Raw genomic sequence first — 26,402 nt, 5'->3', positions numbered from 1 at the left:
CGGGCCAGCGAGCCCACCCGATGCGCAAGGTGCGGCCAGATCCGGACCCGGACTCGATGCCGGTCAGCGGATAGGTCTCGGGTCCGGCACGATGGGCTGGTGGATGGTCTGGTTGGCGAGCTTTCGGCGGTGCTGGCTGGGATTCCGGGCGGTGATCGGGTACCTGCGGTGTCCGTGGCGGTGCTTGCCGCGGGGGCGGTGCGGACGGCGGCGTGGGGCGCCACGCCCGATGCGGTGTTCCAGGCGGCGTCGATCAGCAAGCCAGTGGCGGCGGTGACCGCGCTGCGGCTGGTGGCCGAGGGACGGTTGGCTCTCGATACCGACGTGAACACCGTCCTGCGGTCGTGGCGTTTGCCGGCTGTCTCCGGGTGGGCGCCGGTGGTGACGCTACGTCATCTCCTGTGTCATGGTGGGGCGTTGACGGTCAGCGGCTATCCGGGCTATCCGCGCGAGGCTTCGTTGCCGGCACTCGTCGAGATCCTTGACGGCCGGCCTCCGTCGAACACCCCGGCCGTCCGGGTCGATGGCATTCCCGGGCTCACCCACCGGTATTCCGGCGGCGGCTACGTCGTGCTTCAGCAGCTGTTGGAGGACCTCACCGGAGCGACGTTCGCCGAACTGGCCACCGAGCTGGTACTGCGACCGGCCGGGATGAGCACCGCGACCTACGCGCAACCACCGCCGGAGCGGGCCGCGTGCGGGCATGTCGGCGACGGGCCGGTGCCCGGCGGCTGGCATGTCTATCCCGAGCAGGCAGCTGCCGGATTGTGGTGCACGCCGACGGATCTGGTCCGCTTCGCCGCCGCCCTGCACGCAGCCGTTGCAGGCGAACCCGACGCGCTACTGCCGCCCGACCTCGCCCGCGAGATGATGAGTACCCAACTGCCCGGCTGGGGACTGGGCGTCCAGCTGGACGGCGAGGGACCCCATCGCCGGTTCATGCACGGCGGAAGCAACCACGGCTACCGGTGCGGTCTGGTCGCCACAGTTGCCCCCGGCCACGCCGCGGCGGCGATGACCAACAGCGAGGACGGCGGGCCGGTGGCCCGCGTGCTGGTTGCCGCGACCGCCCGGAGCACCGGCTGGCCCGATCCGCCACAGCCGCGGCCGGCGGATATGTCGGGTATGCAGACCGCCGAGGCCATCCGAGCCCGCTATGTCGGCGACTACCTCACCGACACCAACGTCAGGTTGACCGTCATCGCCGACGCCGGTGGATACCACCTTGTGATCGCAGCGCAGCCACCGCTGGCCCTGGACGTCCGGTCCGACACCGCCGCGCTGGCCCCGGCCGCCGGCGCCACCATTATCTTCACGGTGGACGAGGACGGAAATGCCGAATCGTTGACCGTCCGCCAGTACGGAACCGAGATCACCGCAAACCGACGATAGCTGCGACCCATCCCAACAACCTCGCAGCTACTGTTCGATGGGCTGGAGGCCGATACTGCCCATGGTTGATGCGGCGACCGCGTCGGCGTGGGCGGGAGGGGCCAGATGGGCGACAGGATGGCGGGCGCGATCGCGCGCCACTTCGAGGCGATTGGCAGGGACGAGGTTCGAGCTGGCGAGATATACGCCGAGGACGCGGTCCTCGAGTACGTGCAGAGCGGCGAACGCATCCGCGGTAGAGCGAACATCATCGCCTCACGTCAGGCGTATCCCGGCCGGCCGGCCGCATTCGAGGTTCATCGTTCGGCGGGCACCGAGCAGGTGCAGGTCGTCGAGTTGACGCTGCGGTACAGCGGAGCAGATCCCCATCCGGTTGTCGCCGTGCTGGACCTACGCGACGGACTGGTGGTCCGGGAACGGATCTACATCGCGGAACCCTGGGATGCACCTGCCTACCGCGCTGAGTGGGTCGAGCCGCTCGACAGCGATCCGGGCAGGTAGGGCGGGAGCGGCCCGTCGATTCGACCATCCCGGTTCGGTCGACCGGAGGCCCTCGATCGGGTGTTGAAGACCGGCCAGCCTGTCGGCAAGGCTGAGGGCGATGCCGGGCATGGCGCCATGATGGGAGTCGCCGATGGCGAGCCTTGACGTGATCAATTCGATCGCGCAGATGGTCGGGGCGGTGGCAGTCGTGGCCACTCTCCCCTTTATCGCCGTTCAATCTCGCGTGAGCCGTCGAATTGCCGAGTGCGACAGCTACCACAATCTCGTCAGCTCGGTAAGCCAGTTCTATGCGACGCTGGCAACGGTGGAGGGCGCGGCCGATCTCTACATCAGGGGACGCAAGGAGCCCGCCTCCCTCGAGCGAGAAGAACGTGCAAGATTCTTCTACTCTTGCGTCCAGTGGTTCTGCTTTCACGAGAATCTCTACCTGCAACACTCTCGTGGGCTACTTCCACGTCAATACTTCGCGGCCTGGCGCGAAGCGTTCCGGCGGGACCTCGGCGATCCAGGATTTGTGGCGTATTGGCATCATGAGCGCTTGGACTACGCCATCGACTTTCAGCGCTACGTCGACGGTATCTTGGCGAACCTGGACGGTTCTCCCAGCAACCTTCCAGATCCGCGCGAAATCCTCCTGCCTCGCCGCACACCGGAGGATTAGTCCCGCTTCCGCGGGTCTCATTTCGCGCGGCTGCCGCCCGGTACGGCCCAGTGGACGGCCAGCTCCCGGCACCGGGCACCGCCGTCGGCGGGTGGTGCCCACGCGCCGACGGTGTACGTGCAGCCGGCACCGGACGACTCGACGTAGCAGATCATGTTCAGCGGCCACTGCGTCTGCTGGAACATGTACGCGTCCATCGGGGTCGGGTGCTGGCTGATCCGCATGGCCCGCTCGGCGGGCGGGCCGATCCGGTGCCAGTCCGGGTGGAGGTGGATAGAGCCGAGCACCTCCAGCCCGTCCGCCTCGGCTTCGCGGTGGACCCGCAACTGGTCCACGGCGTGGCACCAGAAGCCACGGTGGGCGTTGTCGTACGCCTCGCCGAAGCACGGCACGATGGTCGACTCGTATTCGCCGAGCGCCGCCCGGTCGGTGCCGCGGACGTTGCGGGCCGCCACCGCGCGCTCCACGACCATCCGGTCCGGCTCGACCCGGCCGACCAGCAGCGCGAAGGAGCCCGGGGGACGCTCCGGCGTGCAGGACCGGTACGCCGCCACCGCCGCGTCGAGGAACGGGCGCAGCACCGACCGGTCCACCACGACGAGGTCGGGACCCGCGGCGGGCGCCGCGGCGCAGGCCAGGGCCGCCTGGGCGGTGAGGTGACGGGCGAGCGCCTCCTCCACCGCGGTGACCCGTTCGTCGGTCCACCGGTAGAAGCCGGCGCCGGTCTTCACGCCCAGCCGGCCCTGCCGCAGCCGCTCCTCGATCGGCGCCGGCACCGGCCGCCCCAGGCCGCGCAGCGTCGCGGCGACGGTGTCCAGCCCGGCGAGGTCGAGCCGGTCGAACACCCCGGTGACCCCGAACCGCCGCCCGATGCCGAGGGTGAGGACCCGGTCGACGGTCTCCGGTTGGGCGAGGCCCTCGTCGACGATGCGCAGCGCTTCATTGATCAGCGCCGTCTGCAGCCGGGGGCCGACGGCACCCGCCGCGTGCCGGTCGAACGTCACCGGGCACTTGCCCGCGCCGTCGAGCAGGCGGGTGGCCACCTCGACGGCGGCCTCGGCGGTCCGCTCGCCGCGCACCACGTCGACCAGGGGAACCAGCGGCGCGGGCAGGTAGAACCGGGTACCGAGCACCCGCTCGACGTGCTTGCAGTCCCGGGCGAGCACGTCGACGGGTATCGCCGTCGACGCACTGGCCACGACCACGTCGGCGGCGACGATGCCGTCGAGCGCGGCATGCACCCGCTGCTTGACGGCCACGTCCTCGGCGACCGCCTCCACGACGTGGTCGGTGGCGGCCAGGTCCGCCAGGTCGGTGGTGGTCCGGATCCGGTGCAGCGCCGCGGACATCCGGCCGGCGTCCGGCGATCCGGCCCGTACCAGTTGACGGGCGAGCCCGCCGAGCCGGTCCCGGGTGGCGGCGCAGCCTCGCGCGGTGCGCCGCACCACGACGACGTCGTGTCCGGCGAGGGCGTAGGTCAGGGCGATGCCGCTGCCCATGCTCCCCCCGCCGACCACTCCCACGGTCCGTACCGGACGGTGGTACCCGAGCTGCATGTGGTCTCCCTTCCGGCCGGCAGTGGCCGGCAGTGGCCGGCAGTGGCCGGCTATGCCAGTTCGCGTGCGCGCCAGGCCACGTTGACGTCGAAGGACAGGCAGCCGGCCGCGGCACGGGCCGCGGCGACGGCGGCGTCCCAACCGGCGTCCTCGGTCCGGACCCACGCGCCCATGTCCCGGGTGCTGCGCCGGCGACGGACGCGGTCACCGCGGTGGACGAGGACCCCGAGCTCACGGACACCGGGCACGGCGCGGGCGCGTTTGACACCGCGAACGGCGCGCAGAACGCCGTCGGTGTCGGGATAGGCGAACCAGACGGCGGAGAACGTCCGGCGGCCCTCCCGCAGGCGCTTCCGCACCGCCGGCAGCACCTGCTCGCCCACGAGCTGACGGGCCCACGCCTCGGCCAGGTCGACCCCGGTGGCGGCGAGGATCATCTCCCGGGCGCCGCCGCCGGGCAGCCGCACGTGCGTCTCGAACACGCGGGGGCCGCGATCGGTCAGCACCAGCTCGGTGAAGCTGGGACCGTCGGACACGCCCGTGCGGTCGAGGACGAGCGTCACGTACGCGCGGATCCGCTCCTCCTCATCCGGTCCGAGGGCGGCCGACGACGCCTGCCCGACGGCGATCATGTGCGGTGGGTCGGAGAACTTGCGCGTCAGCGCGACGATCTCGTGCTCGCCCCGCTCGGAGAACGCCTCGACACTGAACTGCGGGCCACGGTGGTACCGCTCCACGAGGACCTCCCGCGCGGCCACCCGCCGGTCGGAGCGCAACCGCCGGATCGCGGTGGCCGCGTCCGCCGGGCAGTCGACCACGCTCACGCCGTGGCTACCGGTGCCGGTGGCCGGTTTCACGATGACGGGCCAGCCGTGGTCCACGCCGAAGGCGGCGACCCCGGCGGCGTCGGCCACGACCCGGTACGGCGTGTCGTCCACCCCGGCGGCCGCCAGGTGGGCGCGGAGGGTCGGCTTGTGCAGGACCCGCTGGATCAGCTCGGGGGAGTCGGCCGGCACGCCGAGTTCGGCACCGATCGCCGCCCGGTGCGGGCAGAAGTCGTCCTCCACGGCCACGACCGCCGTGACCGCACGGCGACCGTGCAACCAGGCCGCGGCGTCGACCCAGTCCCGCACCGACGAGCGGTGCGGGACGCAGACGACGGCCTCGTGCTCGGCGGGTCCCGCCAGCCGCGGCAGCGCCTGCGGATACGTCAGGACGCTGGTGCGCACGTCGCCGACCGCCCACAACGCGGTGGCGAGCTGACCGCAGTCGCCGACGAGCAGCACGTGCCGGTCCCGCATCGCCGCGGCCTCAGGCTTCCCACACCGGTGCGTCGTGCAGGTGCGGTGACAGACCGAGTGGGGTGGGGTTGTCGATGATCGTCAGCAGGTCGAGGTCGCGACGCAGCTCCACCCGGATGTGCGAACGCAGCCGTACCGCGGTCAGCGACGTGCCGCCGGCGTCGAAGAAGTCGGTCACCTCGTCGAGCGAGTCGTCGCGGAGCACGGTCCGCCAGACCCGCACCAGCGCCTCGACACCGGGCCGCATCACTCGTGGCGCCGCACCGGTTTCCTGGTCTCCCGTGGGCAGATCCGTCACCCGGCGGAGTGTGTCACGGCGGGCCACGGCGGCGGTTGTCCCCGGAACTGGGACATCTGCGGGCGTCCCCCGAAGCAGTTACTGGTGGCACCGGCCCGGCCCACCCATTCTGGTGCCTTGTCGGGCCGGGCTACGGGGGGCGGAGAAAGCACCATGGCAATCGCACCGGACGCGGCGGTCCGTCCCGCGCTGCGGCTGCCGGTGCCGCGTGACCTGGTCCGCGCGACCCGACGCGCGGCGGGGGAGGATCCGTCCGAGGCGGCGCGGCTGGTGGTCACCGCGCTGAGCCGGGTCGTCGGCGGAGGCATCCGGGTAACCGGTGACGCGGCGACGCCGCCCGCACCGCCGCCCGCCCCGTCCACCGGTGCGGTGGTGGCGGGCGCCCGCGCCGTGGTCACCGTGGCGTCGGCCGGACCGCTGTCGGTGGAGGTGCTGCTGACCGCCCACGACGCGTCCACCGGGGTCGACGACCTCTGGCGGGCCTGGACCGGGTTCGTCGGTGAGCTGGCCGACCTGGTCGGGTACCGGCCGGCGGAGCCCGAACCGTCCACTGTGGACGTCGTGGCGGCCGTCACCGCCGCGGCGGCCGCCCGCCCCGACAGCATCGCGATCGAGGACGACTCCGACGCGCTGACATACGGCGAACTCGTCCGGTTCGGTGACGTGCTCGCCGGCCGGTTCGGCGCTCAGCCGGGCGGCGTGGTGGGGATCCTCGGCGAGCCCGGCGCAGCGTTCTTCGCCTGCCAGTACGCGGTCCTGCGGTCCGGTGCGGCGTTCGTCCCGCTGGACCGCCGCCAGCCGGCGCACCGGCTGGCGCAGATGGTCGGCCAGGCCCGGTGCCGGTTCGTCATCAGCGTCGCAGCGACGGCGGACGCGGACGCCGACCGGCTGCGGCAGCTGGCGCCGGGCCCCGAGTACCTGCGGTGGGAACGGCTGCTCGTCCCGACGTCGCAGCCTCCGCCGCCGTCGCGTCCCGCCGTACCGACCATCGCGTACGTGATGTTCACCTCGGGCAGCACCGGCGTGCCGAAGGGCGCCGCGATCCGGCGCACCTCCCTGGCCTGTCTCGCGGCGTGGGGGCGCGGGCTGCTGGACCTCGGGCCGGACTCCACGGTGGGGCAGCTGGCCGGCGTCGGGTTCGACGCCAGCATCTGGGAGGTGTGGCCGGCGTGGACGGCCGGGGCGCGGGTCGTGGTGGCACCCGCCCACGTGCGGTTCGACCCACCGGCCCTGCTGGACTGGCTCGGCGAGGCGCGCGTCGACGCGACGTTCCTGGCCACCCCGCTGGCCGAGATGGTGATGACCCTCGACCCGCCGCGGAGCCTGCGGCTGCGCCTCCTCACCGTCGGTGGCGACCGGTTGCGGCCGGTGCCCGGGCCGCTTCCGTACCGGGTGCTGAACATGTACGGGCCGACCGAGTGCACCGTCATCGCGACGGCCGGCCACGTGACGCCCGGCGCGGCGGCGGTTCCGTCGATCGGTGTGCCGCTGCCGTACGCGTACGCGCGGGTGGTCGGCGACGACGGCACCCCGACGCCGGACGGCGAGCCGGGCGAGCTGTGGATCGGCGGCCAGGGGGTCGGCGCAGGCTACCTGTTCCAGCCGGAGGAGTCGGCGGCCCGTTTCGTACCCGATCCGTACACCGACGCCGGACGGATCGTCTACCGGACCGGCGACCTGGTCCGGCGCGGCGTCGACGGGAGTTTCGCGTTCATCGGCCGGCTGGACCGGCAGGTCAAGCTCGCCGGGGCACGGATCGAACTGGGCGAGATCGAGGCGGTCGCGCAGCGGTGCGCCGGCATCGAGGTGGCCTCGGCGGCCGTCGTCGGACCGCCGGAGGAGCGGCACCTGGTGGTCTTCGCCGTGCTGCGCGCCGGCCACGACGCCGACACGGTCGCGGCGGACCTGCGTCGCCGCCTGCCGTCGCAGGCGCGCGGGCTCCGCCTGCGGCCGGTCGCCCGGCTTCCGCTGACGGGCAACGGCAAGGTGGACCGCGCGAGGTTGGAGACCGAGCTGACCGCGGCGGCGCGGGTGCAGGAGGGGCACGTTGCTGGTACGGACGCTTGACGCGCTGCGGGGCACCGAGCACGAGGTCGACTGGGGGAACGGGATCAGCCGGCGGCTGCTGGTCGCCCGCGACGGGTGGGGCTTCACGGTGACCGAGACCGAGGTGCTCGCGGACACCCGGTCGCTGCTGCGGTACGACAACCACTGGGAGGCGTGCCTCTGCGTCGGCGGCGCCGGCACGGTGGAATCGGCGGCCGGTCGGTTCGAGGTCCGTCCCGGCACGTTGTACGCGCCCGCCCGGGGCGAGGAGCATCTGCTGAGCTCCGCCCACGGGCTGCGGCTGATCTGCGTGTTCAACCCCGCGCTGAACGGGTCGGAGCAGCACCGGCTCAGCGCCGGCCGGGCATCGAGCTACTAGGCGCGATGAACGAGCTGACCGCCCGGTTCATGACCGCGGCCGGCGAGGCGCCGGAGTCGGTCGCCCAGGCGACGTGGTCGACCCACGTGCGGATCGAGCGGGCGTTGGACCGGGGCTACCTCACCCGGCCACTGTTCCTGACCGCCGCCCAGCGCGACCTGATCCGCGGTCCGCTGGCCGAGCTGACCGCGCTGCTGTGGTCGCTTCCGGAGCGCACCGGTGCCGGCCTGGACGGCTTCGCGGCCATGTGCGGGGCGTCGCCCCGGCAGCGGGAAGCCGTGCTGCGGACCGAGGACGGCGTCCGGTTCGAGGTCGGCCGGGCGGATCTGTTCTGGACCGGCGACCGGTTCCAGGTCCTGGAGATGAACCTCACCAGCGCGACCGGCGGCACCGACGTCGGCGAGGTGTGCCGGGCGATGCTGCACATGCCGGAGGTGAGCGCGTTCGTCGCGCGGGAAGGGCTCGGCTACGTCGATCCGATGCCACGGCTCGCGGCCGTGCTGCGCGCCGCGTGCGAGCGGGCCGGTGCGGGGGACCGCCCGCGGATCGTGCTCGCCTACTGGCCGGACGGGGCGGCTCCGACCAAACGCACCATCCACCTCGTCGCCGCGATGCTGGCCGACCGGGGCCTGGACGTCATCGCGTGCGGGCTCGACGAGCTGCGCCACGTCGACGACGCCGTGGTGCTCGACGGGCGCCCGGTCGACGTCGTGCACCGGTTCTTCGTCATCGAGGACGTCGACGTCCCCGGCGGTTGGGACCTGGTGGAGCCGTTGCTGCGGGCGCACGAGCGCGGCCGGATCCGGGTCGTGGCGCCGTTCTCGGCCGAACTGTGCGGCAGCAAGGCGGCGCTGGCGCTGCTGTGGCAGCCGTCGGTCCGGGACCGGTTGAGCGAGCGGGAGCGGGCCCTCGTCGCGGATCTGGTGCCGTGGACCGGGCGGCTGCGGCCGGCCGTCACGACCGAGGACGGCACCACGGTACCGGCCGTCGACCACTGCCGCCGGCACCGTGCCGACCTGGTCCTCAAACCCGCGATGCTGCAGGGCGGCGCGGGAGTCGTCATGGGCAATCAGACGACCGACGCGGAGTGGTCGGCGGCGGTCGAGAGCGGCCTGCGCGCCGACTACGTGGTCCAACGCCACGTGGCGGCGGCGCCGGAGACGTTCCTCGAGGGTTGGCCGCGCCGTCCGGTGCGTCGCACCGTGAACCTGGGCGTGCACGTGATCGGCGGCGGGTACGCCGGGCTCGTCGCCCGAGCCGCCCGGGCCGATGCGCCCGGGATCGTGTCGCTCGGCCTCGGTGGCGCGCTCCTCGGCTGCTGCTTCGAGCCGGTCGCGGCCGCGCCGGACTCCGGGTCACCGTCGGGGTGACGCCGCGCGGCGGCGGGCCGGTCACCACGCGCCGTCGGCGAGGTCGTCGGTCAGGTCGTCGGTCAGGTCGACGCGGATGCCCGCGAGGACGTCGGCCGTGGCGGTGTCCAGCAGGAAGTGCCGTCCAGGCAGCACGCGCCGGGTCACCCCCCGGCTGGTCCGCCCGGCCCAGTCGTGGCTGCTCGCCTCCGAGACGACCCGGTCGTGGCGCGCCCGGAACACGGTGATCGGCACGGGCAGCGCCGACACCGGTAGCGGCACCGCCGTCTCGAACGCCTGGAAGTCGGCCCGGATGGCTGGTTCGGTGAGCCGGAACACCTCGTCGACGTCGGCGTCGCCGAACCGGCCCGCACCGGCGTCGTCGAGGTAGCGGATCAGGTGCGACCGGCTGAGCAGGTGCACCGGCTCGCCGATGCCGGGACGGCTCGGGCTGGGCGCGCTCGACACGAACAGCCGCGGAACGGGCCGGCAGCCGAGGCGCACCAGCCGTTCGGTGATCCGCAGCGCCGCCAGCGCACCCGAGCAGTGCCCGTACACGGCGACCGGCAGGTCGTCCCCGAGTTCCCCGAGCCGTTCGAGCACGTCGTCGGCCATCGCGTCCAGCGAGGTCAGCGGCGGCTCCCGGCGCCGGCTCTCCCGCCCGGGCAGGCGCACGCCGACGACCTCGATCCACGCGGGCAGGCGGGACGGCCAGGAGACGAACAGCGCCGCACCGGCGCCGGCGTGCGGAACGCACAGCAACCGCACCCGCGGCGCCGGCGCCGGCCAGCGGACCAGCCCCCGACCGCCGGGCGGGGTCACCGTTCCGCCGCGGCCATGTCGTACAGGTCACGGACCAGCCGCTTCTCCACCCGGTCGCGACCCGTGCCCGCGTAGACGCTGCTGGTCAGGAACGCGACCACCAGCCCGACCGTGAGGTCGGCCAGGACAAGGGAGCAGTTGTAACCGATCTGGCCGACGACGCAGGCGGTCGGTGGCGCGCCGAACAGCACACCGTCGATGCAGACGCCGAGTCCCCACCGCAGGTCGAGCCCGCCGAACGTCGGATCGGGCAGCCCGGCCCGGTACGGGCGGGCGATCGCGGTCACGGCCTCCGCCGAGAGCAGGCGACGCTCGCCCCACCGTCCGGTGGCCACGCAGCCGTACACCCGGGCGAGTTCGGCCGCGGTGCCGTGCGCGCCGGTCCCCGGCAGGTGCGGAGCCATGGCGGACGGTGCCAGGCGGGACGAGGGGACGAAGTGACCGTCGACCACCTCGTACAGCACCCCGAACGGCGGTCCGCCCTGCCGATCGGCGCGGCGACGGCCGAACACGGTGCGGTCCAGCCGCAACGGGTCGAGGATCTGCTCCTCCACGTAGTCTTCGTAGGTGCGGCCGGACAGGCGGCGCACGAGTTCGGCGACGACCACCCACGACGCGAACCCGCTGTACCGGGCCCGGGTGCCCGCCGGCGCGGTGAGGGGGGTCCGGCACACCTCGGCGAGGGCCTCGTCGTCGGACATCAGCGGCAGCGTCGGCGATGGGTCGGCGATGGGCACCGAGTGGGACATCAGCTGCGCGACGGTGACGCCCGCCTTGCCGCCGGCCGCGTACTCGGGCACGACGTCGGCGACCGCGGTCCACGGGTCCAGCAGCCCCTGGTCGACGAGCTGCCCGACGGCGATCGACCCGAACGCCTTCGCCCCGCACACCCACGGCAGCGGGTCGTCCGCGGTCAGCGGGCGGACCGGATCCCGGTGCCCCACGGCGAGATCGACCATCGGCCGGCCGTCGAGCGCGGCGTAGACCTGGATACCGAGGTATCCGCCGTCGTCGACGGCCCGCTGGCAACGCGCCGTCACCCGGTCGAGAATGTCAATCACAGCCGATCCCCGCTGCCTGTCGGTGTCGGTCCGGGCGGCGCCGCACGCCGACCGTCGGGAAGCAACGCGGACAACCCAACCACACGCTCCGGCCGGGCCGCGCGTCCCGTCTTCAGGCGACCTGTCGGTGCGCGCCGGGCGCCGGGCGCAGCACGGTCAGCGCGACCACGCCGGCCACCAGCGTCAACGCGGCCTGCCCGTTGAGCATCACGGTGGGGCCGACCGCATCGACGAGGCCACCGCCGAGCAGCAGCCCGAGGCCCTGGCCGCCGCTGTTCACCGACGCCAGCAGTCCGAACACGCGGCCGCGGCCGGCGCGTGGCGCATGGCGCTGCACGAGCACCGACAGCGCGGTGAACGACGCGACGGCCGGAAGCCCGAGGAGCGTCAGCATGACGACGTAGTAAGGCCACGCGGTCGTCCACTGTGGAGCGTTCCAGATCGCCACGAGGAGGACGGCCGTCAGGACGAGGCTGCCACCGGCGAGGAGGTGCGGCGCGATCCGCTCGCCGAGCGCGCTGACCAGTGCCGCGCCGGCGAACGCACCGGCGCCGACGACGCCGCGGAACACACCGACCTGCGCGGCGGATCCGTGCAGCACCGCCAGGACGAACAGGACCAGCGCGATCAGCAGAATGCCCTGTGCGGTCGCGGTGCATCCGGTGACGACGACGGCACCCCACAGGCGGCGGTCCCGGCGCACCGCCGCGAGGCCGGTCGTCCAACTGGCGAGGAAACCGGTGCGGGCCTTCCCGGCCGGGGTGGCGGCGACGGCGCGGTCCAGCCGCGTGGCGAACACCAACCAGACCGCGAGGAACGAGCCGGTGTCGACGAGCACGACGCCGGTCATGCCGCCGCCGGCGAGCACGAACCCGGCGGCGGTCGCGCCGGCGAACCGGCCGATGTCGGAGGTCATGCCGAGCAGGCCGCGGGCCCGGATCAGGTCCGCCCCGTCGACGATGTCGGGCAGCAACGCGGCGAGCGTCACCCCGGCCAGCGTGCCGAGGACGGCCTCGACCGCGGCGACGGCGTACACGATCACGACGAGCCGGTCGCCCTGTGCCGCGAGGAGTGGCAGCAGCGCGGCGGCCTGGCCGATCGAGGTCCACGTGACCAACGACCGGCGGTCGTAGCGGTCGGCGAGGACGCCGAGAAGGTGCCCGCTGCCGACGCGGGTGACGAGTTCGATCAGCAGCATCGTCGACGTCGCCGCCACCGAGCCCGTCTCCTGCAGCAGGAACACCGGCAGCGCGACCAGCAGCAACCAGTCTCCGGTGCGGGAGATCAGGGCGGCGATCCACAGCCGGACGAAGGCCGGCCGGGCAAGGAGGGTCCGGGCGTCGCCGCTGCGCCGGATCCGCCGTCCGGACGCAGCCCCACCCACGGCACGAAGTATGCGTAGCCGGGCCGGGCCGGGCGTGTCCCGGGAAGACGGGACGTGCGGGGCCGCGCGGCGCGTCGCATGCTTGGCGACGAAGGGTGGTCGCCGTCGGGGCGGGTCCGGCGCGGTCACGATGTCGGGCTCGGAGGAACCTGTTCAGTGCAGCCGTTACCACCACGCCGGGCGCCGGCCCCGCGTCCGATGCCGGGGGCCGGCCCGGGTGGCGGGCGGGTGTCGCATCTGCTGCACAACGCGCCCACGGCGGTCGTGCCGGTCAGCGCGGTGCGGCCCGGTACCTCGCCGCGGCTCGGCGGTGAGCGGCCGGACCACGTCCGGACCCTGGCCGAGGCGGAGTCGGAGCTGCCCCCGATCCTGGTGCACCGCGCCACGATGCAGGTGATCGACGGCGTACACCGGTTGCTCGCCGCCCGGTTGCGCGGCGCCCAGACGATCCGGGTGCGGTTCTTCGACGGCGCGGAGAGCATGACGTTTCCGCTCGCGGTCGAGGCCAACGTCATGCACGGACTGCCGCTGTCCCTGGCGGAGCGGGAGGCCGCCGCGGAGCGGATCCTGCGTACCGAGCCGGACTGGTCGGACCGGGCGGTGGCGGCGGTGACCGGCCTGGCACCCAACACCGTCGCGGCCATCCGGCGGCGCTGGGCGCCGACCACCTCCGGCGCGGCGCGCATCGGTCGCGACGGCCGCCGGCGGCCGCTGGACGCCACCGAAGGACGCCGGCTGGCCGGTGACTTCATCGCCCGTCACCCGGACGCCTCGCTGCGCGAGATCGCCCGCGCCGCCGGGATCTCCACCGGCACCGCCCGCGACGTGCGGGCCAGGATCACCCGGGGCGACGACGCGGTCCGCCCGCACCGGAGCGCCCCGCACGACGGTGCCGACGCGGCCGTGCGCGTCGACCGGCTGCGCGATCCGGCGGCCCTGCTGCACATCCTGCGCCGCGACCCGTCGCTGCGCCTGACCGAGCACGGCCGCGGCCTGCTGCGGTGGCTCGACGCCCGGGCGAGCGGCCCGGCCGGCGGCGAGGCGCACCTGGAACGGCTACCGGCACATTGCGCGCTGCTGATGGCCGAACTGGCCCGCTCGTGCGCCCAGCGATGGCTGGAGTTCGCCGACCGGCTCGACGACCTCGCCGGCGCACCCGACGACCTGCCAGCTGTGCAAGTGCGCACGATGAGCGGTTGACCGGCACGGGTGCCCGCTGACCACGGCGAAGTCCGACGCGGCCGACGCGACCGGCTCAGCGGGGCGGGCGGGTGGACGGTGGCGGCGGGGCGGACAACCGCATCGACACCGCGGCCCGGGTGAGTTCGGCCTTGTTGCCGGCCCCCAGTTTGGACCGGATCCGCTTGACGTAGGTGTCGACGGTGTGCGCGCTGATCCCGAGCCGGCGGGCCACCTGCGTGTGGGTCAGCCCGCACGAGATCTGCGTGAGCACCTGTTCCTCGCGGGCGGACAACACGGAGCCGCCGGTGGCGTCCGCGTCGGCGGGGCGCCCGTCGGCTGTGCCACCCGACCGGTCCGTCGACGTGGTCCGGGCAGCCACCACGCGGACGCCCGCCGCCTCGAGGATCTCCACGAGGCGGCGGAGGAACACCGGTGGCGGGTCGAGGACCTCGACGTGGATGACCGCCCTTCGGGCCGGCCCGGCATCGGCCTCCGCGTTCTGTCTGGCGTCGCGCATGTCCACCTTCCGTGACCGCACTCCGGGCCACCGCACGAGCGGCCGTGGCCGGAAACCGTGTCACCCTTGCGTGCCGGCGTTGCCAGAACGTTGCCAACAACGGTGGGTCTTCACACGGACCGGGTCGGTTACCGTGCCGTGCCGTGCCGAACGAACATGCCGGAGACGGCTACCCCACCCGCCGCGGCGGCCCGTCCGTCGCCCTGCCCCGGCGGGACCCGGTGGTGTACGGCGGGGTCGACGACGGGCCGCTGGACGCCGAGACAATGCACCGCTACGGCGACGACGGATTCCTCGTCGTGCGCGGGCTGCTCGACGAGGCCGAGGTGGCCGCCTGCCGGCGGGAGGTGCGGCGGTTGGCGACGGCGGCGGACCTGCGCGGCGACGAACGGCTCGTGCCCGAGCCGGACTCCGCCGAACTGCGGTCGGTCTTCGCGGTTCACCGCCTCAGCCCGGTGTTCGCCACGCTGTGCGCGGCGGAGAAGCTGGTCGCGCCGGCCCGCCAGCTCCTCGGCTCGGCGGTCTACCTGCACCAGACCCGGGTCAACTGCAAGCCCGGCTTCCGCGGCCGGGACTTCTACTGGCACTCGGACTTCGAGACCTGGCACGCCGAGGACGGGATGCCGCGGATCCGCGCCCTCACCGTCTGCGTCGCGTTGACCGACAACCACGCGCACAACGGCCCCCTGCTGCTGATGCCCGGCTCGCACCGCACCTTCGTCACCGGCCGCGGCAGCACGCCGGGAGCGAACTTCCGCACGTCGTTGAAGGATCAGACGGTGGGGGTACCGGACGAGGACGCGATGCGCACGCTCGCCGCGGCGCACCGGATCACCGCGTTCACCGGTCGTGCCGGCGACGCCGTCGTGTTCGACAGCAACTGCATGCACGGGTCGAACGGCAACATCACGCCTGATCCGCGCATGAACCTCTTCGTGGTCTTCAACAGTGTCCACAACACGCTGGTCGAGCCGTTCGCCGCCGCCGCGCCGCGGCCGGAGTTCCTGGGCTCGCGCGACTTCACCCCCGTCGGCCCGGTGCCGGTGGGCTGACCCCGGAGGAGGTTCTGTGATGACGCCTGCGACGGCCGCCACCGGCCGGCTCGCGACCGTTCGGCAGGTCGGTCGGGACCTGGGCCAGCGGGTCCGGGACGAGCTGAACTCCGCGGTGTTCGAACTGCGCGGGCCGGCGGAGTTCCGCGCGGTCTGGGAGCACGTCGACTCGGTGGGCGGGTTCAGCCGGGAGCGCGCCGACACCGTCGTGCTCTACGCGCTGGCGAAGAACCTGCCGGGCACCGGCTGCGTGGTGGAGATCGGTTCGTTCCTGGGGCGGTCCACCGCCGTGCTCGCCCAGGCGGTCCGCGGGCGCGGACAGGGCCGGGTGGTGGCGATCGACCCGCACCGCGGCGGGTCCGGCGACGTCGACTCCCAGGACCCGACCGGTGCGGCCAGCACGCTGCCCCTGATGCGGCACAACCTGCACCGGCTGGGCCTGCTCGACCTCGTCGACATCGAGTGTGCGACCGCCACCGACGCGGCCGGCACCTGGTCGCACGGGCCGGTTCGGCTGCTGTTCATCGACGGGTTGCACACGTACGACGCCGTGCAGGCGGACTTCGCCGCCGTCGAACCCCACCTCGACGCCGGCGCCGTCGTCGTGTTCGACGACTACCGGCCGCGGCAGTACCCCGGCCTGGTGCGGGCCGTCGACGAGTTGGTGCTGGCCGGGCGGGTGCCCGCGCCGACCCGCCGGATCAACCGCTATCGGGTGTGCGGGGTACGACAGTGGCGCGAGATCCTGCGGTAAGCGCGCCGCGACCGCGCCTCGTTATGATGGCCGACCATGGAATTTCGGCTCCTGGGGCCGATCGAGGCCTGGCACCTGGGGCACCGCGTGCCGCTGGGCCGCCGGCGGGAACGCTGCCTGCTCGGGCTGCTCCTGCTCGACGCCGGCCGCCTGGTCCTGGTCGACCGGCTGGTCGACCAGCTGTGGGTGGCCGACCCGCCGTCGAACGCCCGGGCGCAGCTGCGGGTCAACGTCTCCCGGTTGCGGCGGCGGCTCGACCCGGACGGCACGGCGCAGACCCGTGCGCGGCTGATCACGCGCGGGCCCGGGTACGTCATCGAGACCGACCCGGACACCGTCGACGTGCACCGCTTCCGGACCGCGGTGCGGCAGGCGTGCCTGATCGCCGAGCCGGCCGCGCGGTCGGCCCGGCTGGCCGACGCGCTGGCGCTGTGGCGGGGGCCGCTGATGGCCGACTCGATGCCGGCCGAGCTGCGCGCGCGGGTCGGGCTGGAGCTCGACGAGCTGCGCCTGCAGGCGGTGGAGCTGCGGGCCGAGGCGGATCTCGCCGTCGGCGACGCCGGCCGGGTGCTCGCCGCGCTGGCCCCGCTGGTCGAGCAGGATCCGCTGCAGGAACGGCTCGTGGGCCTGTTCATGCGGGCGCTCGACGCGGCAGGTCGCCGGTCGGAGGCGTTGACCGTGTACCAGGCCACCCGGACGCGGCTGGCCGAGGATCTAGGCGTCGACCCCGGCGCGGAGCTGATCGAGGCCTACACCGCGATCCTGCGGACCGAGGCGCCTGAGGCGCCCGAGGCGCCGGAGGCGCTGGCGGTGAACCCTGGGGTGGGCCCGGCGGCCCGGCCGGCGCAGCTTCCGGCCGGCACGTGGGCGTTCGTCGGCCGCGCCGCGGAGGCCCGCCAGCTGATCGACGCGCTGGCGCGGCCGGCCGGGTCCGACCTCGCCCCGCCGGTGGTCGTGGTGTCGGGTACGGCCGGCGTCGGGAAGACCGCGTTGGCGGTGCATTGCGCGCACCAGGTCCGGACCGACTTCCCCGACGGCCAGCTCTACGTCGACCTGCGCGGCTATGACACCGACCGGCCGGTGACCGCGACGGAGGCGTTGGCCGGATTTCTCCGCGCGTTGGGCGTGGACGGCGCGCAGATCCCGGTGGATCCGGCGGAGCGTTCGGCGATGTTCCGGAGCACGCTGGGCGACCGGCGGATGCTGCTCATGCTCGACAACGCCGCCTCGGTGGAGCAGGTCCGGCCGCTGCTGCCCGGCCGACCGTCGGCGGCGGTCATGGTGACCAGCCGCGACGACCTCTCCGGGCTGGTCGCCCGCGACGGCGCCCGGCGGATCACGCTGGGGGTGCTGGCACCGGCCGAGGCGGTCGACCTGCTGCGGTCGCTGATCGGCGCACGGGTCGACCTGGCGCCGGAGGCCGCGTCGCGGCTGGCCGAGCGCGCTGTCCGGTTGCCCCTCGCGCTTCGGGTGGCGGCCGAACTGGCGGCCAGCCGGCCCACCGTCCCGCTGCGGGTCCTCGACGCCGAGCTTGCCGACGAGCGCCGGCGGCTCGATCTGCTCGACGTACACGGGGACGAGCGCACCGCGGTGCGCAGCGTGCTGTCCTGGTCGTACCGGCGGCTGCCAGCCGATGCCCGGCAGGGCTTCCGCCGGCTCGGGGTGCATCCCGGCCGCACCGTGGACCACGCCGCGGCGGCCGCTCTGTTCGACGCCAGCCCGGACGGGGCCGGCCGGATCCTCGACCGGCTCACCCGCTCGCACCTCATCGCCGCCGTGGCTCCCGGCCGGGTCGGCATGCACGACCTGCTCCGCGTGTACGCGGCCGAGTGCGCGGACGAGGACGACGAGCCGGCGCGGCGGGCGGCGGTGCGGCGCCTGCTCGAGCACTACGTCGCCGCCGGCCGCGCCGCCGTCGCCGCGGTGTTCCCGGACGGGTCCGGCACCGCGGAGGGGTCGGCGCCGTTCACCGACGCCGACGCGGCCCGGCGCTGGCTGGAGACGGAGCTGGAGAACCTGGTGGCCGTCGTCGCGCGGGCCGCCGACGACGGCTGGGAGCGGTATGCCGTAGAGCTGATCGCGGTGCTCTGGCCGTGGCTCGACACCGCGTCGTACCACCTCCAGGCGGCGGCGATGCTCGCGCCGGCCGTCGCCGCAGCCAGCGCCACCGGCGACGTCGCGGGCGAGGCCATGTGCCGCCGCCAGCTCGGCACGGTCGAGTGGCGGTGGGGCCGCCACGACCGGGCGTTGGAGCAGTTCGTCCGGGCACTCGCGTTGGTCCGGCGGGCCGGCGACCGGTCGGGGGAGGCCGGTTGCCTGAACAACATCGGCACCGTTCACGCGCGATGGTCGCGCCATGACGAGGCCATCGAACACCTACGCCAGGCGATCGCGATCTACCAGGAACTCGGTGACCACCGCACCCAGGGCCGCGTCGCGAGCAACCTCGGGGTCGTGTACTGGCAGACCGGACGCTACCGGCAGGCCCGGGACCAGTACCTCGATGCGCTCGCCATCGCGCGGGAGTCCGGCGACGCCGTCGCGCTCGGCGGGATGCTCGACAACCTCGGCAACGCCTGCGACCGGCTCGGCGACTACGCGGCGGCCGAGCGTCACCACCGCGCGGCGTACGCCGCCCACCATGCGGCCGGGAGCCGCCTGGGCGAGGCCGAGGCCCTCGACAACCTCGCGGGTACTCTCGTGCGCCAGGGCCGGCCCGACGAGGCCCTCGACCTGCTCGCCCGGGCGCTACCGATCTACGAGGAGGTCGGTGACCGGGCCGGGACGGCGTCCGCCCTGGACCACGCTGGCGGCGCGTACGCCCGGCTGGGCCGGTACCGCGAGGCGCTCGACCAGCACCGACGCGCCCTGGCGGTGGCGACCGAGATCGGCGTGCCCGGGCACGAGGCGAGCGCGCTCAACGGCGTCGCCGAGGTGCGCGCGGCGATGGGCGACCACGCCGCCAGCCGCGAACACCACCAACGGGCCGCGGCGGTCGCGGCCCGGGTCGGCGACCGGTACGAACAGGCCCGCGCGACGGCCGGTATCGCGCGGGTCGAGGCGGCGGTCGGTAACGCCGCCGCGGCCGACCGGCTGCGGTCGGAGGCCGCGAGCCGGTTCGCCGAGATGGGCGTGCCGACCGGAATCGGCTGACGCAAGCGTCCGGCAAGTGCCACGAACGTGGAATGTCAGGACGTGGACCTAGCCTCGCTTCGGCCCATCCGCAGCCAACGGGAGTCGGAGCGTGTCCGGATTCGAATCCATTGCTGTGTACGTTCCTGATCACGTTCACACCTACAGCCTGGGGCTGGTGCCCGAGGTGTTCGGCGGCGGCGCCGCCCGCGGCCTGCCGGCGTTCGGCATCCGGTACTGCACCGACCGGCCCGGGCGGCTGACCACGGATCTGGGACTGTCGTTCGTCGTCGGCAACGGCCCGGACCGGCTCGCCGGAGCGGACCTGCTCGTGGTGCTGCCGTCGGCGGAGCCGCCGGAGCCGTCCGCGGAGCTCACGGCCGCGATCCGGGGCGCGCACCGGCGGGGCGCGATCCTCGCCAGCCACGGCGTGGGCACCTACACGCTGGCCGCGACCGGGCTGCTGGACGGTCGTCGAGCCACGACGCACTGGTTGCGGGTCGACGACCTCGCCGCCCGCCACCCGGCCGTCGAGGTGGTGCCCCAGGTGCTGTACGTCGACGAGGGGCGGATCGTCACCGGCGCCGGTGCCGGCGCGGGTATCGACCTGTACCTGCACCTCGTCCGCCGGGAGCACGGCTCGACGGTGGCCAACACCATTGCCCGGTACATCGTCGTGCCGCCGTACCGGGAAGGCGGACGGGCACAGTTCGCGCCGGCGCCGTCCGACAGCGAGGGCGAGCGGCTGACCGGGGTGATGGACTGGGCGGCCGCGAACCTGGACCGTCCGCTTCCGGTCACCGAAATGGCCCGGCGTGCCCTGATGAGCACCCGCACCTTCGTCCGCCGGTTCAAGGCCATCACCGGAACGACCCCGCACGCCTGGCTGTTGCACCAGCGGCTGATCCGTACCGAGGAGCTGCTCGAGTCGACCGAGCTGCCGATGGAGGAGGTCGCCCGGCGAGTGGGGTACGCCAGTGCCACCGTCCTACGTGAGCGGTTCGTCAAGCACCGGGGCGTGCCGCTGCGGGCCTACCGGCAGGCGTTCGACGCCACCGCCACCCGCCGGACCGCCGAACCGCCGGACGTGCGCCGCTACGGCTCGTCCGACAGATAGAACGTCGTGTCGTGAGCGGACTCCCAGTCGGCGACCAGCCGCGGATCCACTCGTGACGCGAAGTACTCGGCGGCGGTCAGCCCACCGTCGACAACCTCCTCGGCCTCGGCGGCGAGCCGGGCGGCGATCAGTGAATGCCCGCGGCGCAGCGCCTCACTCACCCTGCGCCGGCCGTCGACGAGGAAGAATCTCGTGCCGGTGTATCCCGCCAGGATCGGCCGCTGCGGCGCCGTGTCGGGGTCGTCGGGTGCGGTCGGATGGATGCGCCGCGGATCCAGGAACAGCAGGGGAGTGTCCTCGGTTCCGATCCTGCCGTCGGCGAAGTCCGCGTAGCAGCGCGTGATGCACCCGATCACCTCCTCCGGCGTGGCGCTGGTGGTGTCGCACACGAGGCTGTAGTTGCGCAGCCGCGTCTTGTCGACGCCGTACCGGGTGACGAAGCGCAGGCGCTCGCTGTCGCTCCGCTCGCGCAGCCGCTTGATGGCCTCGTCGACCGAGGCGTACGACTCGACGGCGCTCGCCGGCCGGGACATCACCCGCTGCGCGGCGACGACAGGGTCGGCGATCAGGTGGACCTTGAACGCCCCCGGGAAGAAGTGCCACGCGAGGCGGCTGTCGACAACCAACCGTTCACCCGACCGCGCGATCTCGCTCTGCAGGCGGTCGACGTACGCGTCCACCTCGTCGTCGAGTTGGGCGTGCAGATTGAGCTGCAGATTGGTCATGCCGCGACGGCGCGCCATTTCGCGGTAGAGGTCGCCGACGCAGATGCGCTTGATGTCGAGCCGCTGGGCCAGTTCCTCGGAGACCGTCGTCTTGCCGCTTCCGAGATCTCCGTTGACAACAATCGGCGGACTCGTCGTCATTTCCAGGGGTTCCTTCGTGTGTGTGATTGCGCGGTCGGGGTGCGCGGCAGCATAACCCGGCCCGCCGCCGTCAGCCCCGCGTCCTCAGGTCACGGGCGCCGGAACACCAGCAGGGTGTTGCGCTGCAGGTACCGCCGCGGGCGCTGCGGTTCGGGCAGGCCACGAAGCGCCGAGATGACCGGCACCGCCGTCCTCTCCCAGACGGCGTCGTCCACCTGCGACATCCAGGACGCCGAACGCTCCTCGACGAGCCGGGCCATGTCCTCCGGTACGGTCTCGACCGGGTACCCGGTGGTCAGACCCTGGTGCACCGGTCTGAGCCTGGCCGCGGCCGCGAGCCGCGGAAGTTTCGCGTCGACGTCCTGGGGCCGGCGCGACCTCAGTCCGTCCAGCGGCGCGATCGTCTCGTCGACGTCGGTGCGGGGGCCGGCGGGCCGGCCGCCGATCACCACGACGCGGCCGTCGGGTCGAAGGACGCGCGCCGCCTCGGCCAGCGCCGCGCCGGCGCCGTCGACGAACAGCAACATCCACACGAAGGCCACGTTGGCAACCGACTCGTCGGCGAGCGGCAGCGCGCGTGCGTCGCCGCGGACCACCCGGAAACCGAGCCGTCGACGGGCGTGGACGAGCATGTTGGCCGATATGTCGACGCCGATGACGTCGCGTCCGGCGGTGAGCAGCGCCGCCGAGACCAGGCCGGTACCGACGCCCACCTCCAACACCGGTCCGGGCACCAGCCACCGGAGCACCTCCCCGGCCTGGATGCGGCCCCGCTGCTCACCGCCGCGCTCCGGTCGTAGTCGTCGGCAACGCGATCGAACAGTGCGGGTGTGCTCACGCGCGGCCCGGCTTCGCGTACTCCATGCGCGGACTCTGCCACAACCGCGACCGCGTCGGATGTAGGCGACGGCGTCCCAGGAAGAGGCGACTTCCGCCCGTCCGCTTCACAGGTGAGACTGCCGGCCGTGATGACGGTTGAACCGCTGACGCGCGACCTCGACCCGGGCTGGGCGGCCGCGCTGGCACCGGTCCTGCCCGACATCGACGCGATGGACGACTTCCTGCGTTCGGAAGCCGCGGCCGGTCGTCCGTACCTGCCGGAGCGGACGTCGGTCCTGCGCGCCTTTCGGGAGCCGTTCCACGACGTACGCGTGGTGATCGTGGGCCAGGACCCGTACCCCACGCGGGGACACGCCAACGGGTTGAGCTTCGCCGCACCGCGTTCCGTCACGCCGTCGAGCTGTCTGGTCAACATTCTTCGCGAGTACTCGGTCGACCTGGGTCTGCCGATGCCCTCGACCGGTGACCTGACGCCGTGGGCGGAGCGGGGTGTGCTCCTGCTGAACACCGTGCTGACGGTCCGGGAGGGCATGCCCGCGTCGCACCAGGGCCGGGGTTGGGAGGCGGTGACCGGACACGCGCTGCGGGCGCTGGCCGGCCGGGACCGTCCGCTGGTGGCGGTTCTGTGGGGTCACCGCGCCCGTGCCCACGGCCGGCTCCTCGCCGGGGTGGCGCAGATCGCCTCGGCCCACCCCAGCACGATGTCGGCGGCGAGCGGATTCTGCGGATCCCGCCCGTTCACGCGCGTCAACGAGCTTCTGCGCCGCTGCGGTGCCGAACCGGTCGACTGGCGCCTGTCCTGATCCGCGGACCTACACGCGGTTTCCGGACTCGTCGACCTCGTGCAGAACGCGCCACGAACGCGCCGTCACGGTCTCCTCGTCGACGACCACGGCGTCGGCGACGTCGACGGCGCACGCCACGAAGCGGGTCTCGGCCCGGCCGACGTCTCCGGCCAGCGGATGGCTCGTCAGCCGCGAGCCCTCGATGTCACCCGACGCCCGGTACAGAACCAACACACCGTCCACGGTGCGGACTCCCGCGTGCTCGGCCCACGCGAGCGGGTCGGTGCCCGGTCGGGAGACGTCGATGACCGTGCCGCCGGCGATCCGGGCGGCCGGTGCGTGCCGGTACACGGTGACCAGTGGTGTGGCGGTGACGCTGCCACCGTAGGCGTGGACCCGGGAGGTGCCGGTGGCCGTCACGGCCGCCGCGCCGCCGACCCGGTGCACGGCGGCCGATCCCGCCAGCGAACCGATGACCGCGTCGCCGTCGATCGAGCCGACCGCGGCCTGACCGGTGACGAGTGCCACGGTTGCCGCGCCGCGGACGTCGCCGATCCGGCACTGGTCCCGGACGCCGCCGATGCGGGCCGCTCCGGCGACAGAGCCGACGGTGGACCAGTCCTCCACCGACCGGATCCGCGCACGGTCCGACGCGAACCCGATCCGTGCCGAGTCACACAACCGACGCACCGTCGCGGCGTCCCGGAGATAGCCGATCGCGGCCGAGTCACATACACAGTCGACGACGGCTTCGGCGCCGATGACCTGGACACTGGTGGATCCGCGCAGTGAACCGATCCGGGTGCGGCCCAGCACCTGCTCCACCCGGGCACCGGAGAATATCGACTTGATCCGGGCGGTGCTGGAAATGACCGGATAGGTGCCGTCGAGAATGTGCAGACAGGCGCGCGGGTCGTCGCGGTGCTTCCGGAACTCCGTCTCGTCGCGGATCTCGACGCAGGTGAGGTCTGCGTCGTCGCGGTCGGGCACCGGCCGAGTATAGGCCCGCGTCTACGCCGTCGGCCGGGCCGACGCGATCGAAGATCGTCACCGGAAGCGGTGACGTGCGCCCGGGGGAGACGGCTACGCATGATGGGCGGCGGAGGTGGTGCTGGTGCGCGTCGCCTATGAGACCGGTGGGCCGAACCTGGTGCGGTGGCCGCTGAACCCGCCGTCGCCGACCGTTCCGCCGGCGGATGCGCGCCCGCCGGCGCTGGCCCTGCGGCTGCGGGACTTCCGGCTGCGCGCCGGGCTGTCGCAGCAGCAGCTGGCCGACTTCAGCACGCTGAGCGTGCGGGCGATCCGCGACATCGAGAACGGCCGGGTCACCAGGCCCCGACAGGAGACGCTGGACCTTCTCATGCGCGTGCTCGACGTCGAGGATCCGCGCCCGGTTCCGGCGGCCGACGATCCGGCGCACCGGCGAACCGGACCGGCGACCCACCCGGGTCCGCCACCCGGCGCCCGGGCCGGCGGACCCTTCCTCGATCGGACCGCGGAGCTCGATGCGCTGGCCGACCTGTTCGGTGCCGGGCACCACCGGCTGGTGACCGTCACGGGCATCGAGGGGGTGGGCAAGACCCGGACCACCGCGGAGTTCGCCCGTTCGGTGCGGCAGCGCGGCGACTGGCTGGTGCTGTGGATCCCGTGCGGCGAGCGCCCGTCCCCGCCGGACGACCGGTCCGGGCGGTCGGGAGATCCGGCCCTGACGCTGCCAGAGCTGGTTCGCGCCGGCGACGCGGGCGTCCGTCACCTGCGCGACGCGGTCGCCGCCCGGCGGGCGCTGATCGTCTTCGACGGCGCCCGGGGCGACCGCGAGGGCCCCGCCCTGGCGCCCGTCGTCGACGCGCTCCTGGAGGGCTGCGGCCGGCTGCGGGTGATGGTGACGGCGCGGTCCCCGGTCGGGATCCCCGGTGAATCGCTGCTGCCGCTCGCCCCGCTCACACTTCCCGAGCCGGCCCCGGACAGCGAGGCCGATCCGGCGACGGTCGGCGGGTCCGCCGCGGTGCAGGTCTTCCTGCGCCACGCGGCGCTGCTCCGGCCGGGCTTCCGGCTCGACGCGCACAACGCCGCGGCGATCGCCGGGATCTGCCACGCGCTGGACGGCATCCCCGCCGCCCTGGAGTCCGCCGCCCGGTGGAGCCTGGTCTACTCGCCGCACCAGCTCGCCGGGCTGCTGCGGGCGAACCCCTTGCTGGTGGCCAGGCCGCCGGACCTCGTGGACGCGGGCATGCCGCCGCTGTTCGACTCCGTACCGGAGATCGTCGGTGGCCTGACCCCACGGCAGCGACGCCTGCTGACGACGATGTCGGGCCGCCGGCTCGCCTGGTCGGTCGGCGCTGCCGCCGCGGCGGCGGGGATCGACGCGGACGACTGCGCCAGCGACGTCTTCACCCTGCTGACGCTGGGCCTGCTGCGCCGCCGCGACGACGGCGACCGCGCGGTCCTGGAGGTGCTCAACGTCGTCCGGTTCCGGTGCGGCGGCACGGTTTCCTGACCCCGAAGCGGAAGCGAGTCGCCATGCGCCTGTGCGGCATGCGGACGGACGACGGCGTCGACGTGGGCATCCGCGTCGGCCCTGGCGTGGTCCGGTTGAGCACGATCAACGCGGTGCTGAACCGGGACCTGGGGCCGGACCTGCTCGGTGTGGTGGTGGGTGGACAGCTCGACGCGATCCGGTCGGCGCTGCGCGAACCCGCCGTGCTGCGCACCGCGGCGCCGCTCGGCGACGGGTGCTTCACCGCGCCGTACCGCAACCCGCCCAAGCTCTGGGGCGTCGGGTTGAACTTCAGCGGGCACGCCGTGGACCTCGACGTCGCACAGCCGGCGGGCATGCCCGGTTCGTACCTGCGGCCGAGCAGCACGGTCATCGGTGACGGCGACACCATCCTCCTGCCCCGGCAGTCCGCGCGGGTCACCGCGGAGGCGGAACTCGGCGTCGTCATCGGCGAGGACTGCCGCGACGTCCCGCCCGGCGACGCCGGATCGGTGATCTTCGGCTACACGACCGTGCTGGACATGACCGCCGAGGACGTGATCCGGGCCAACCCCCGATTCATTCCGTGGGCGAAGGCGTTCGACACGTTCTGCAGCCTGGGCCCGTGGGTGGTGACACCCGACGAGATCCCCGACCTCGCGGCCGTACGCATCGCCACGATCGTGAACGGGCGGACGGTGGCGAGCGGCCCGGTGTCGGCGATGATGCGCGACCCGCACTGGTTGGTCAGCTACTTCTCCGGCGGCATGGCGCTGGAGGCGGGATCCGTCATCGCCACGGGTACACCGGGAGCCGGTGTGATCCGCGACGGCGACCGGGTGGAGGCCGACGTGCAGGGTGTCGGGCGCCTCCGGAACGTGGTCCGCGCCGGGCCGGGGTCCGCGCTGGACTGACCCGGGAGCCGGAC

At 73.6% G+C, this 26,402-nt stretch carries 24 protein-coding genes; 14 read left to right on the top strand and 10 right to left on the bottom strand.

What is annotated here, in order from left to right; genetic code table 11:
• The first annotated feature begins 99 nt into the window (after positions 1 to 99).
• The 3 genes from Vau01_RS48755 (at position 100) to Vau01_RS48745 (ending at position 2,557) form a co-directional block, all read left to right on the top strand.
• The gene (locus tag Vau01_RS48755; RefSeq protein ID WP_204007788.1) at positions 100 to 1,392 is read left to right on the top strand and encodes a serine hydrolase domain-containing protein; all 1,293 of its coding nucleotides are present in this window, start codon (positions 100 to 102) and stop codon (positions 1,390 to 1,392) included.
• A 105-nt stretch (positions 1,393 to 1,497) separates the two neighbouring features.
• Positions 1,498 to 1,893, top strand: a complete 396-nt coding sequence (locus tag Vau01_RS48750; RefSeq protein ID WP_204007787.1) for a nuclear transport factor 2 family protein — start codon at positions 1,498 to 1,500, stop codon at positions 1,891 to 1,893.
• Between the two features lie 133 nt (positions 1,894 to 2,026).
• On the top strand, positions 2,027 to 2,557 hold the full coding sequence (locus tag Vau01_RS48745; protein WP_204007786.1) for a hypothetical protein: 531 nt from the start codon (positions 2,027 to 2,029) through the stop codon (positions 2,555 to 2,557).
• A 17-nt stretch (positions 2,558 to 2,574) separates the two neighbouring features.
• Here Vau01_RS48745 and Vau01_RS48740 read toward each other — a convergent pair whose 3' ends face one another.
• Genes Vau01_RS48740 through Vau01_RS48730 form a run of 3 tightly spaced genes read right to left on the bottom strand, consistent with a single transcriptional unit; the run spans position 2,575 to position 5,712 of the window.
• Complete coding sequence (locus Vau01_RS48740) at positions 2,575 to 4,113, bottom strand: 3-hydroxyacyl-CoA dehydrogenase NAD-binding domain-containing protein (RefSeq protein WP_204007784.1); 1,539 nt, start codon at positions 4,111 to 4,113, stop codon at positions 2,575 to 2,577.
• 50 nt (positions 4,114 to 4,163) lie between these two features.
• Positions 4,164 to 5,414 carry an ATP-grasp domain-containing protein gene (locus tag Vau01_RS48735; protein WP_204007783.1) on the bottom strand — a complete coding sequence of 417 codons (1,251 nt, stop codon included), beginning with the start codon at positions 5,412 to 5,414 and terminating at the stop codon, positions 4,164 to 4,166.
• 10 nt (positions 5,415 to 5,424) lie between these two features.
• Positions 5,425 to 5,712: an acyl carrier protein gene (locus tag Vau01_RS48730; RefSeq protein WP_204007781.1), complete on the bottom strand. Its 288-nt coding sequence runs from the start codon at positions 5,710 to 5,712 to the stop codon at positions 5,425 to 5,427.
• 153 nt (positions 5,713 to 5,865) lie between these two features.
• Here Vau01_RS48730 and Vau01_RS48725 point away from each other — a divergent pair, with 153 nt between their 5' ends.
• From Vau01_RS48725 to Vau01_RS48715, 3 genes are read left to right on the top strand one after another with little or no spacing between them, the layout of a single operon-like run.
• Positions 5,866 to 7,779, top strand: a complete 1,914-nt coding sequence (locus tag Vau01_RS48725) for an amino acid adenylation domain-containing protein (RefSeq protein WP_204007779.1) — start codon at positions 5,866 to 5,868, stop codon at positions 7,777 to 7,779.
• Positions 7,760 to 8,137, top strand: a complete 378-nt coding sequence (locus Vau01_RS48720) for an ectoine synthase (RefSeq protein ID WP_204007777.1) — start codon at positions 7,760 to 7,762, stop codon at positions 8,135 to 8,137. Before Vau01_RS48725 ends, Vau01_RS48720 begins: the two co-directional genes overlap by 20 nt.
• Before the next feature lie 5 nt (positions 8,138 to 8,142).
• The gene (locus tag Vau01_RS48715; RefSeq protein ID WP_204007775.1) at positions 8,143 to 9,507 is read left to right on the top strand and encodes a hypothetical protein; all 1,365 of its coding nucleotides are present in this window, start codon (positions 8,143 to 8,145) and stop codon (positions 9,505 to 9,507) included.
• A gap of 21 nt (positions 9,508 to 9,528) precedes the next feature.
• Here Vau01_RS48715 and Vau01_RS48710 read toward each other — a convergent pair whose 3' ends face one another.
• From Vau01_RS48710 to Vau01_RS48700, 3 genes are all read right to left on the bottom strand, one after another.
• Entirely contained in the window at positions 9,529 to 10,308 is a 780-nt protein-coding gene (locus Vau01_RS48710) for a thioesterase II family protein (protein ID WP_204007773.1), read from the bottom strand.
• Positions 10,305 to 11,369, bottom strand: a complete 1,065-nt coding sequence (locus Vau01_RS48705; RefSeq protein WP_204007771.1) for a serine hydrolase domain-containing protein — start codon at positions 11,367 to 11,369, stop codon at positions 10,305 to 10,307. Before Vau01_RS48705 ends, Vau01_RS48710 begins: the two co-directional genes overlap by 4 nt.
• 112 nt (positions 11,370 to 11,481) lie before the next feature.
• Positions 11,482 to 12,753, bottom strand: coding sequence for an MFS transporter (locus tag Vau01_RS48700; RefSeq protein WP_204007770.1), 1,272 nt, complete (start codon positions 12,751 to 12,753; stop codon positions 11,482 to 11,484).
• Positions 12,754 to 12,981: 228 nt separating this feature from the next.
• Here Vau01_RS48700 and Vau01_RS48695 point away from each other — a divergent pair, with 228 nt between their 5' ends.
• A complete protein-coding gene (locus Vau01_RS48695; protein ID WP_204007768.1) occupies positions 12,982 to 13,953 on the top strand; it encodes a ParB/RepB/Spo0J family partition protein in 972 nt (323 codons plus the stop codon).
• Between the two features lie 55 nt (positions 13,954 to 14,008).
• Here the strand turns inward: Vau01_RS48695 and Vau01_RS48690 are convergent, their stop codons facing one another.
• A complete protein-coding gene (locus Vau01_RS48690) occupies positions 14,009 to 14,452 on the bottom strand; it encodes a response regulator transcription factor (protein ID WP_204007766.1) in 444 nt (147 codons plus the stop codon).
• A 143-nt stretch (positions 14,453 to 14,595) separates the two neighbouring features.
• Here Vau01_RS48690 and thpD point away from each other — a divergent pair, with 143 nt between their 5' ends.
• From thpD to Vau01_RS48670, 4 genes are all read left to right on the top strand, one after another.
• Positions 14,596 to 15,504: an ectoine hydroxylase gene (thpD, locus tag Vau01_RS48685; protein WP_204007764.1), complete on the top strand. Its 909-nt coding sequence runs from the start codon at positions 14,596 to 14,598 to the stop codon at positions 15,502 to 15,504.
• A gap of 19 nt (positions 15,505 to 15,523) precedes the next feature.
• Positions 15,524 to 16,258, top strand: coding sequence for a class I SAM-dependent methyltransferase (locus tag Vau01_RS48680; protein ID WP_204007762.1), 735 nt, complete (start codon positions 15,524 to 15,526; stop codon positions 16,256 to 16,258).
• A 36-nt stretch (positions 16,259 to 16,294) separates the two neighbouring features.
• Entirely contained in the window at positions 16,295 to 19,411 is a 3,117-nt protein-coding gene (locus Vau01_RS48675; protein ID WP_204007761.1) for an AfsR/SARP family transcriptional regulator, read from the top strand.
• A 157-nt stretch (positions 19,412 to 19,568) separates the two neighbouring features.
• Entirely contained in the window at positions 19,569 to 20,507 is a 939-nt protein-coding gene (locus Vau01_RS48670; protein ID WP_239152515.1) for a GlxA family transcriptional regulator, read from the top strand.
• On the opposite strand, the gene Vau01_RS48665 is transcribed toward Vau01_RS48670, so the two are convergent.
• Together Vau01_RS48665 and Vau01_RS48660 are read right to left on the bottom strand one after the other, a co-directional pair.
• Entirely contained in the window at positions 20,486 to 21,373 is an 888-nt protein-coding gene (locus Vau01_RS48665) for an AAA family ATPase (RefSeq protein ID WP_204007759.1), read from the bottom strand. The genes Vau01_RS48670 and Vau01_RS48665 overlap by 22 nt on opposite strands.
• A gap of 89 nt (positions 21,374 to 21,462) precedes the next feature.
• Positions 21,463 to 22,122 carry a class I SAM-dependent methyltransferase gene (locus tag Vau01_RS48660; protein ID WP_204007758.1) on the bottom strand — a complete coding sequence of 220 codons (660 nt, stop codon included), beginning with the start codon at positions 22,120 to 22,122 and terminating at the stop codon, positions 21,463 to 21,465.
• 219 nt (positions 22,123 to 22,341) lie between these two features.
• Here Vau01_RS48660 and Vau01_RS48655 point away from each other — a divergent pair, with 219 nt between their 5' ends.
• On the top strand, positions 22,342 to 23,016 hold the full coding sequence (locus tag Vau01_RS48655; RefSeq protein ID WP_204007835.1) for a uracil-DNA glycosylase: 675 nt from the start codon (positions 22,342 to 22,344) through the stop codon (positions 23,014 to 23,016).
• A 9-nt stretch (positions 23,017 to 23,025) separates the two neighbouring features.
• Here the strand turns inward: Vau01_RS48655 and Vau01_RS48650 are convergent, their stop codons facing one another.
• A complete protein-coding gene (locus Vau01_RS48650) occupies positions 23,026 to 23,988 on the bottom strand; it encodes a YdhT family protein (protein ID WP_204007757.1) in 963 nt (320 codons plus the stop codon).
• 124 nt (positions 23,989 to 24,112) lie between these two features.
• Here Vau01_RS48650 and Vau01_RS48645 point away from each other — a divergent pair, with 124 nt between their 5' ends.
• Both Vau01_RS48645 and Vau01_RS48640 read left to right on the top strand, forming a co-directional pair.
• Entirely contained in the window at positions 24,113 to 25,495 is a 1,383-nt protein-coding gene (locus Vau01_RS48645) for a helix-turn-helix domain-containing protein (protein WP_204007756.1), read from the top strand.
• 38 nt (positions 25,496 to 25,533) lie between these two features.
• Positions 25,534 to 26,388 (top strand): fumarylacetoacetate hydrolase family protein, encoded by an 855-nt coding sequence (locus Vau01_RS48640; protein ID WP_204007755.1) that lies wholly within the window; start codon positions 25,534 to 25,536, stop codon positions 26,386 to 26,388.
• Positions 26,389 to 26,402 lie beyond the last annotated feature (14 nt).

The organism is Virgisporangium aurantiacum (assembly GCF_016863635.1).
In the GTDB taxonomy this organism is placed as follows: Bacteria; Actinomycetota; Actinomycetes; order Mycobacteriales; family Micromonosporaceae; genus Virgisporangium; species Virgisporangium aurantiacum.
Note: the sequence above shows the minus strand (reverse complement) of the source record. Positions and strands in the feature narration are given on the sequence as shown.

Bases quoted from the DNA above. Each gene is read 5' to 3' on its own strand.
- Vau01_RS48750 (WP_204007787.1), top strand. From the start codon at position 1,498: ATGGGCGACAGGATGGCGGGCGCGATCGCGCGCCACTTCGAGGCGATT.
- Vau01_RS48745 (WP_204007786.1), top strand. From the start codon at position 2,027: ATGGCGAGCCTTGACGTGATCAATTCGATCGCGCAGATGGTCGGGGCG.
- Vau01_RS48740 (WP_204007784.1), bottom strand. From the start codon at position 4,113: ATGCAGCTCGGGTACCACCGTCCGGTACGGACCGTGGGAGTGGTCGGC.
- Vau01_RS48735 (WP_204007783.1), bottom strand. From the start codon at position 5,414: ATGCGGGACCGGCACGTGCTGCTCGTCGGCGACTGCGGTCAGCTCGCC.
- Vau01_RS48725 (WP_204007779.1), top strand. From the start codon at position 5,866: ATGGCAATCGCACCGGACGCGGCGGTCCGTCCCGCGCTGCGGCTGCCG.
- Vau01_RS48715 (WP_204007775.1), top strand. From the start codon at position 8,143: ATGAACGAGCTGACCGCCCGGTTCATGACCGCGGCCGGCGAGGCGCCG.
- Vau01_RS48690 (WP_204007766.1), bottom strand. From the start codon at position 14,452: ATGCGCGACGCCAGACAGAACGCGGAGGCCGATGCCGGGCCGGCCCGA.
- Vau01_RS48680 (WP_204007762.1), top strand. From the start codon at position 15,524: ATGACGCCTGCGACGGCCGCCACCGGCCGGCTCGCGACCGTTCGGCAG.
- Vau01_RS48675 (WP_204007761.1), top strand. From the start codon at position 16,295: ATGGAATTTCGGCTCCTGGGGCCGATCGAGGCCTGGCACCTGGGGCAC.
- Vau01_RS48665 (WP_204007759.1), bottom strand. From the start codon at position 21,373: ATGACGACGAGTCCGCCGATTGTTGTCAACGGAGATCTCGGAAGCGGC.
- Vau01_RS48655 (WP_204007835.1), top strand. From the start codon at position 22,342: ATGACGGTTGAACCGCTGACGCGCGACCTCGACCCGGGCTGGGCGGCC.
- Vau01_RS48640 (WP_204007755.1), top strand. From the start codon at position 25,534: ATGCGGACGGACGACGGCGTCGACGTGGGCATCCGCGTCGGCCCTGGC.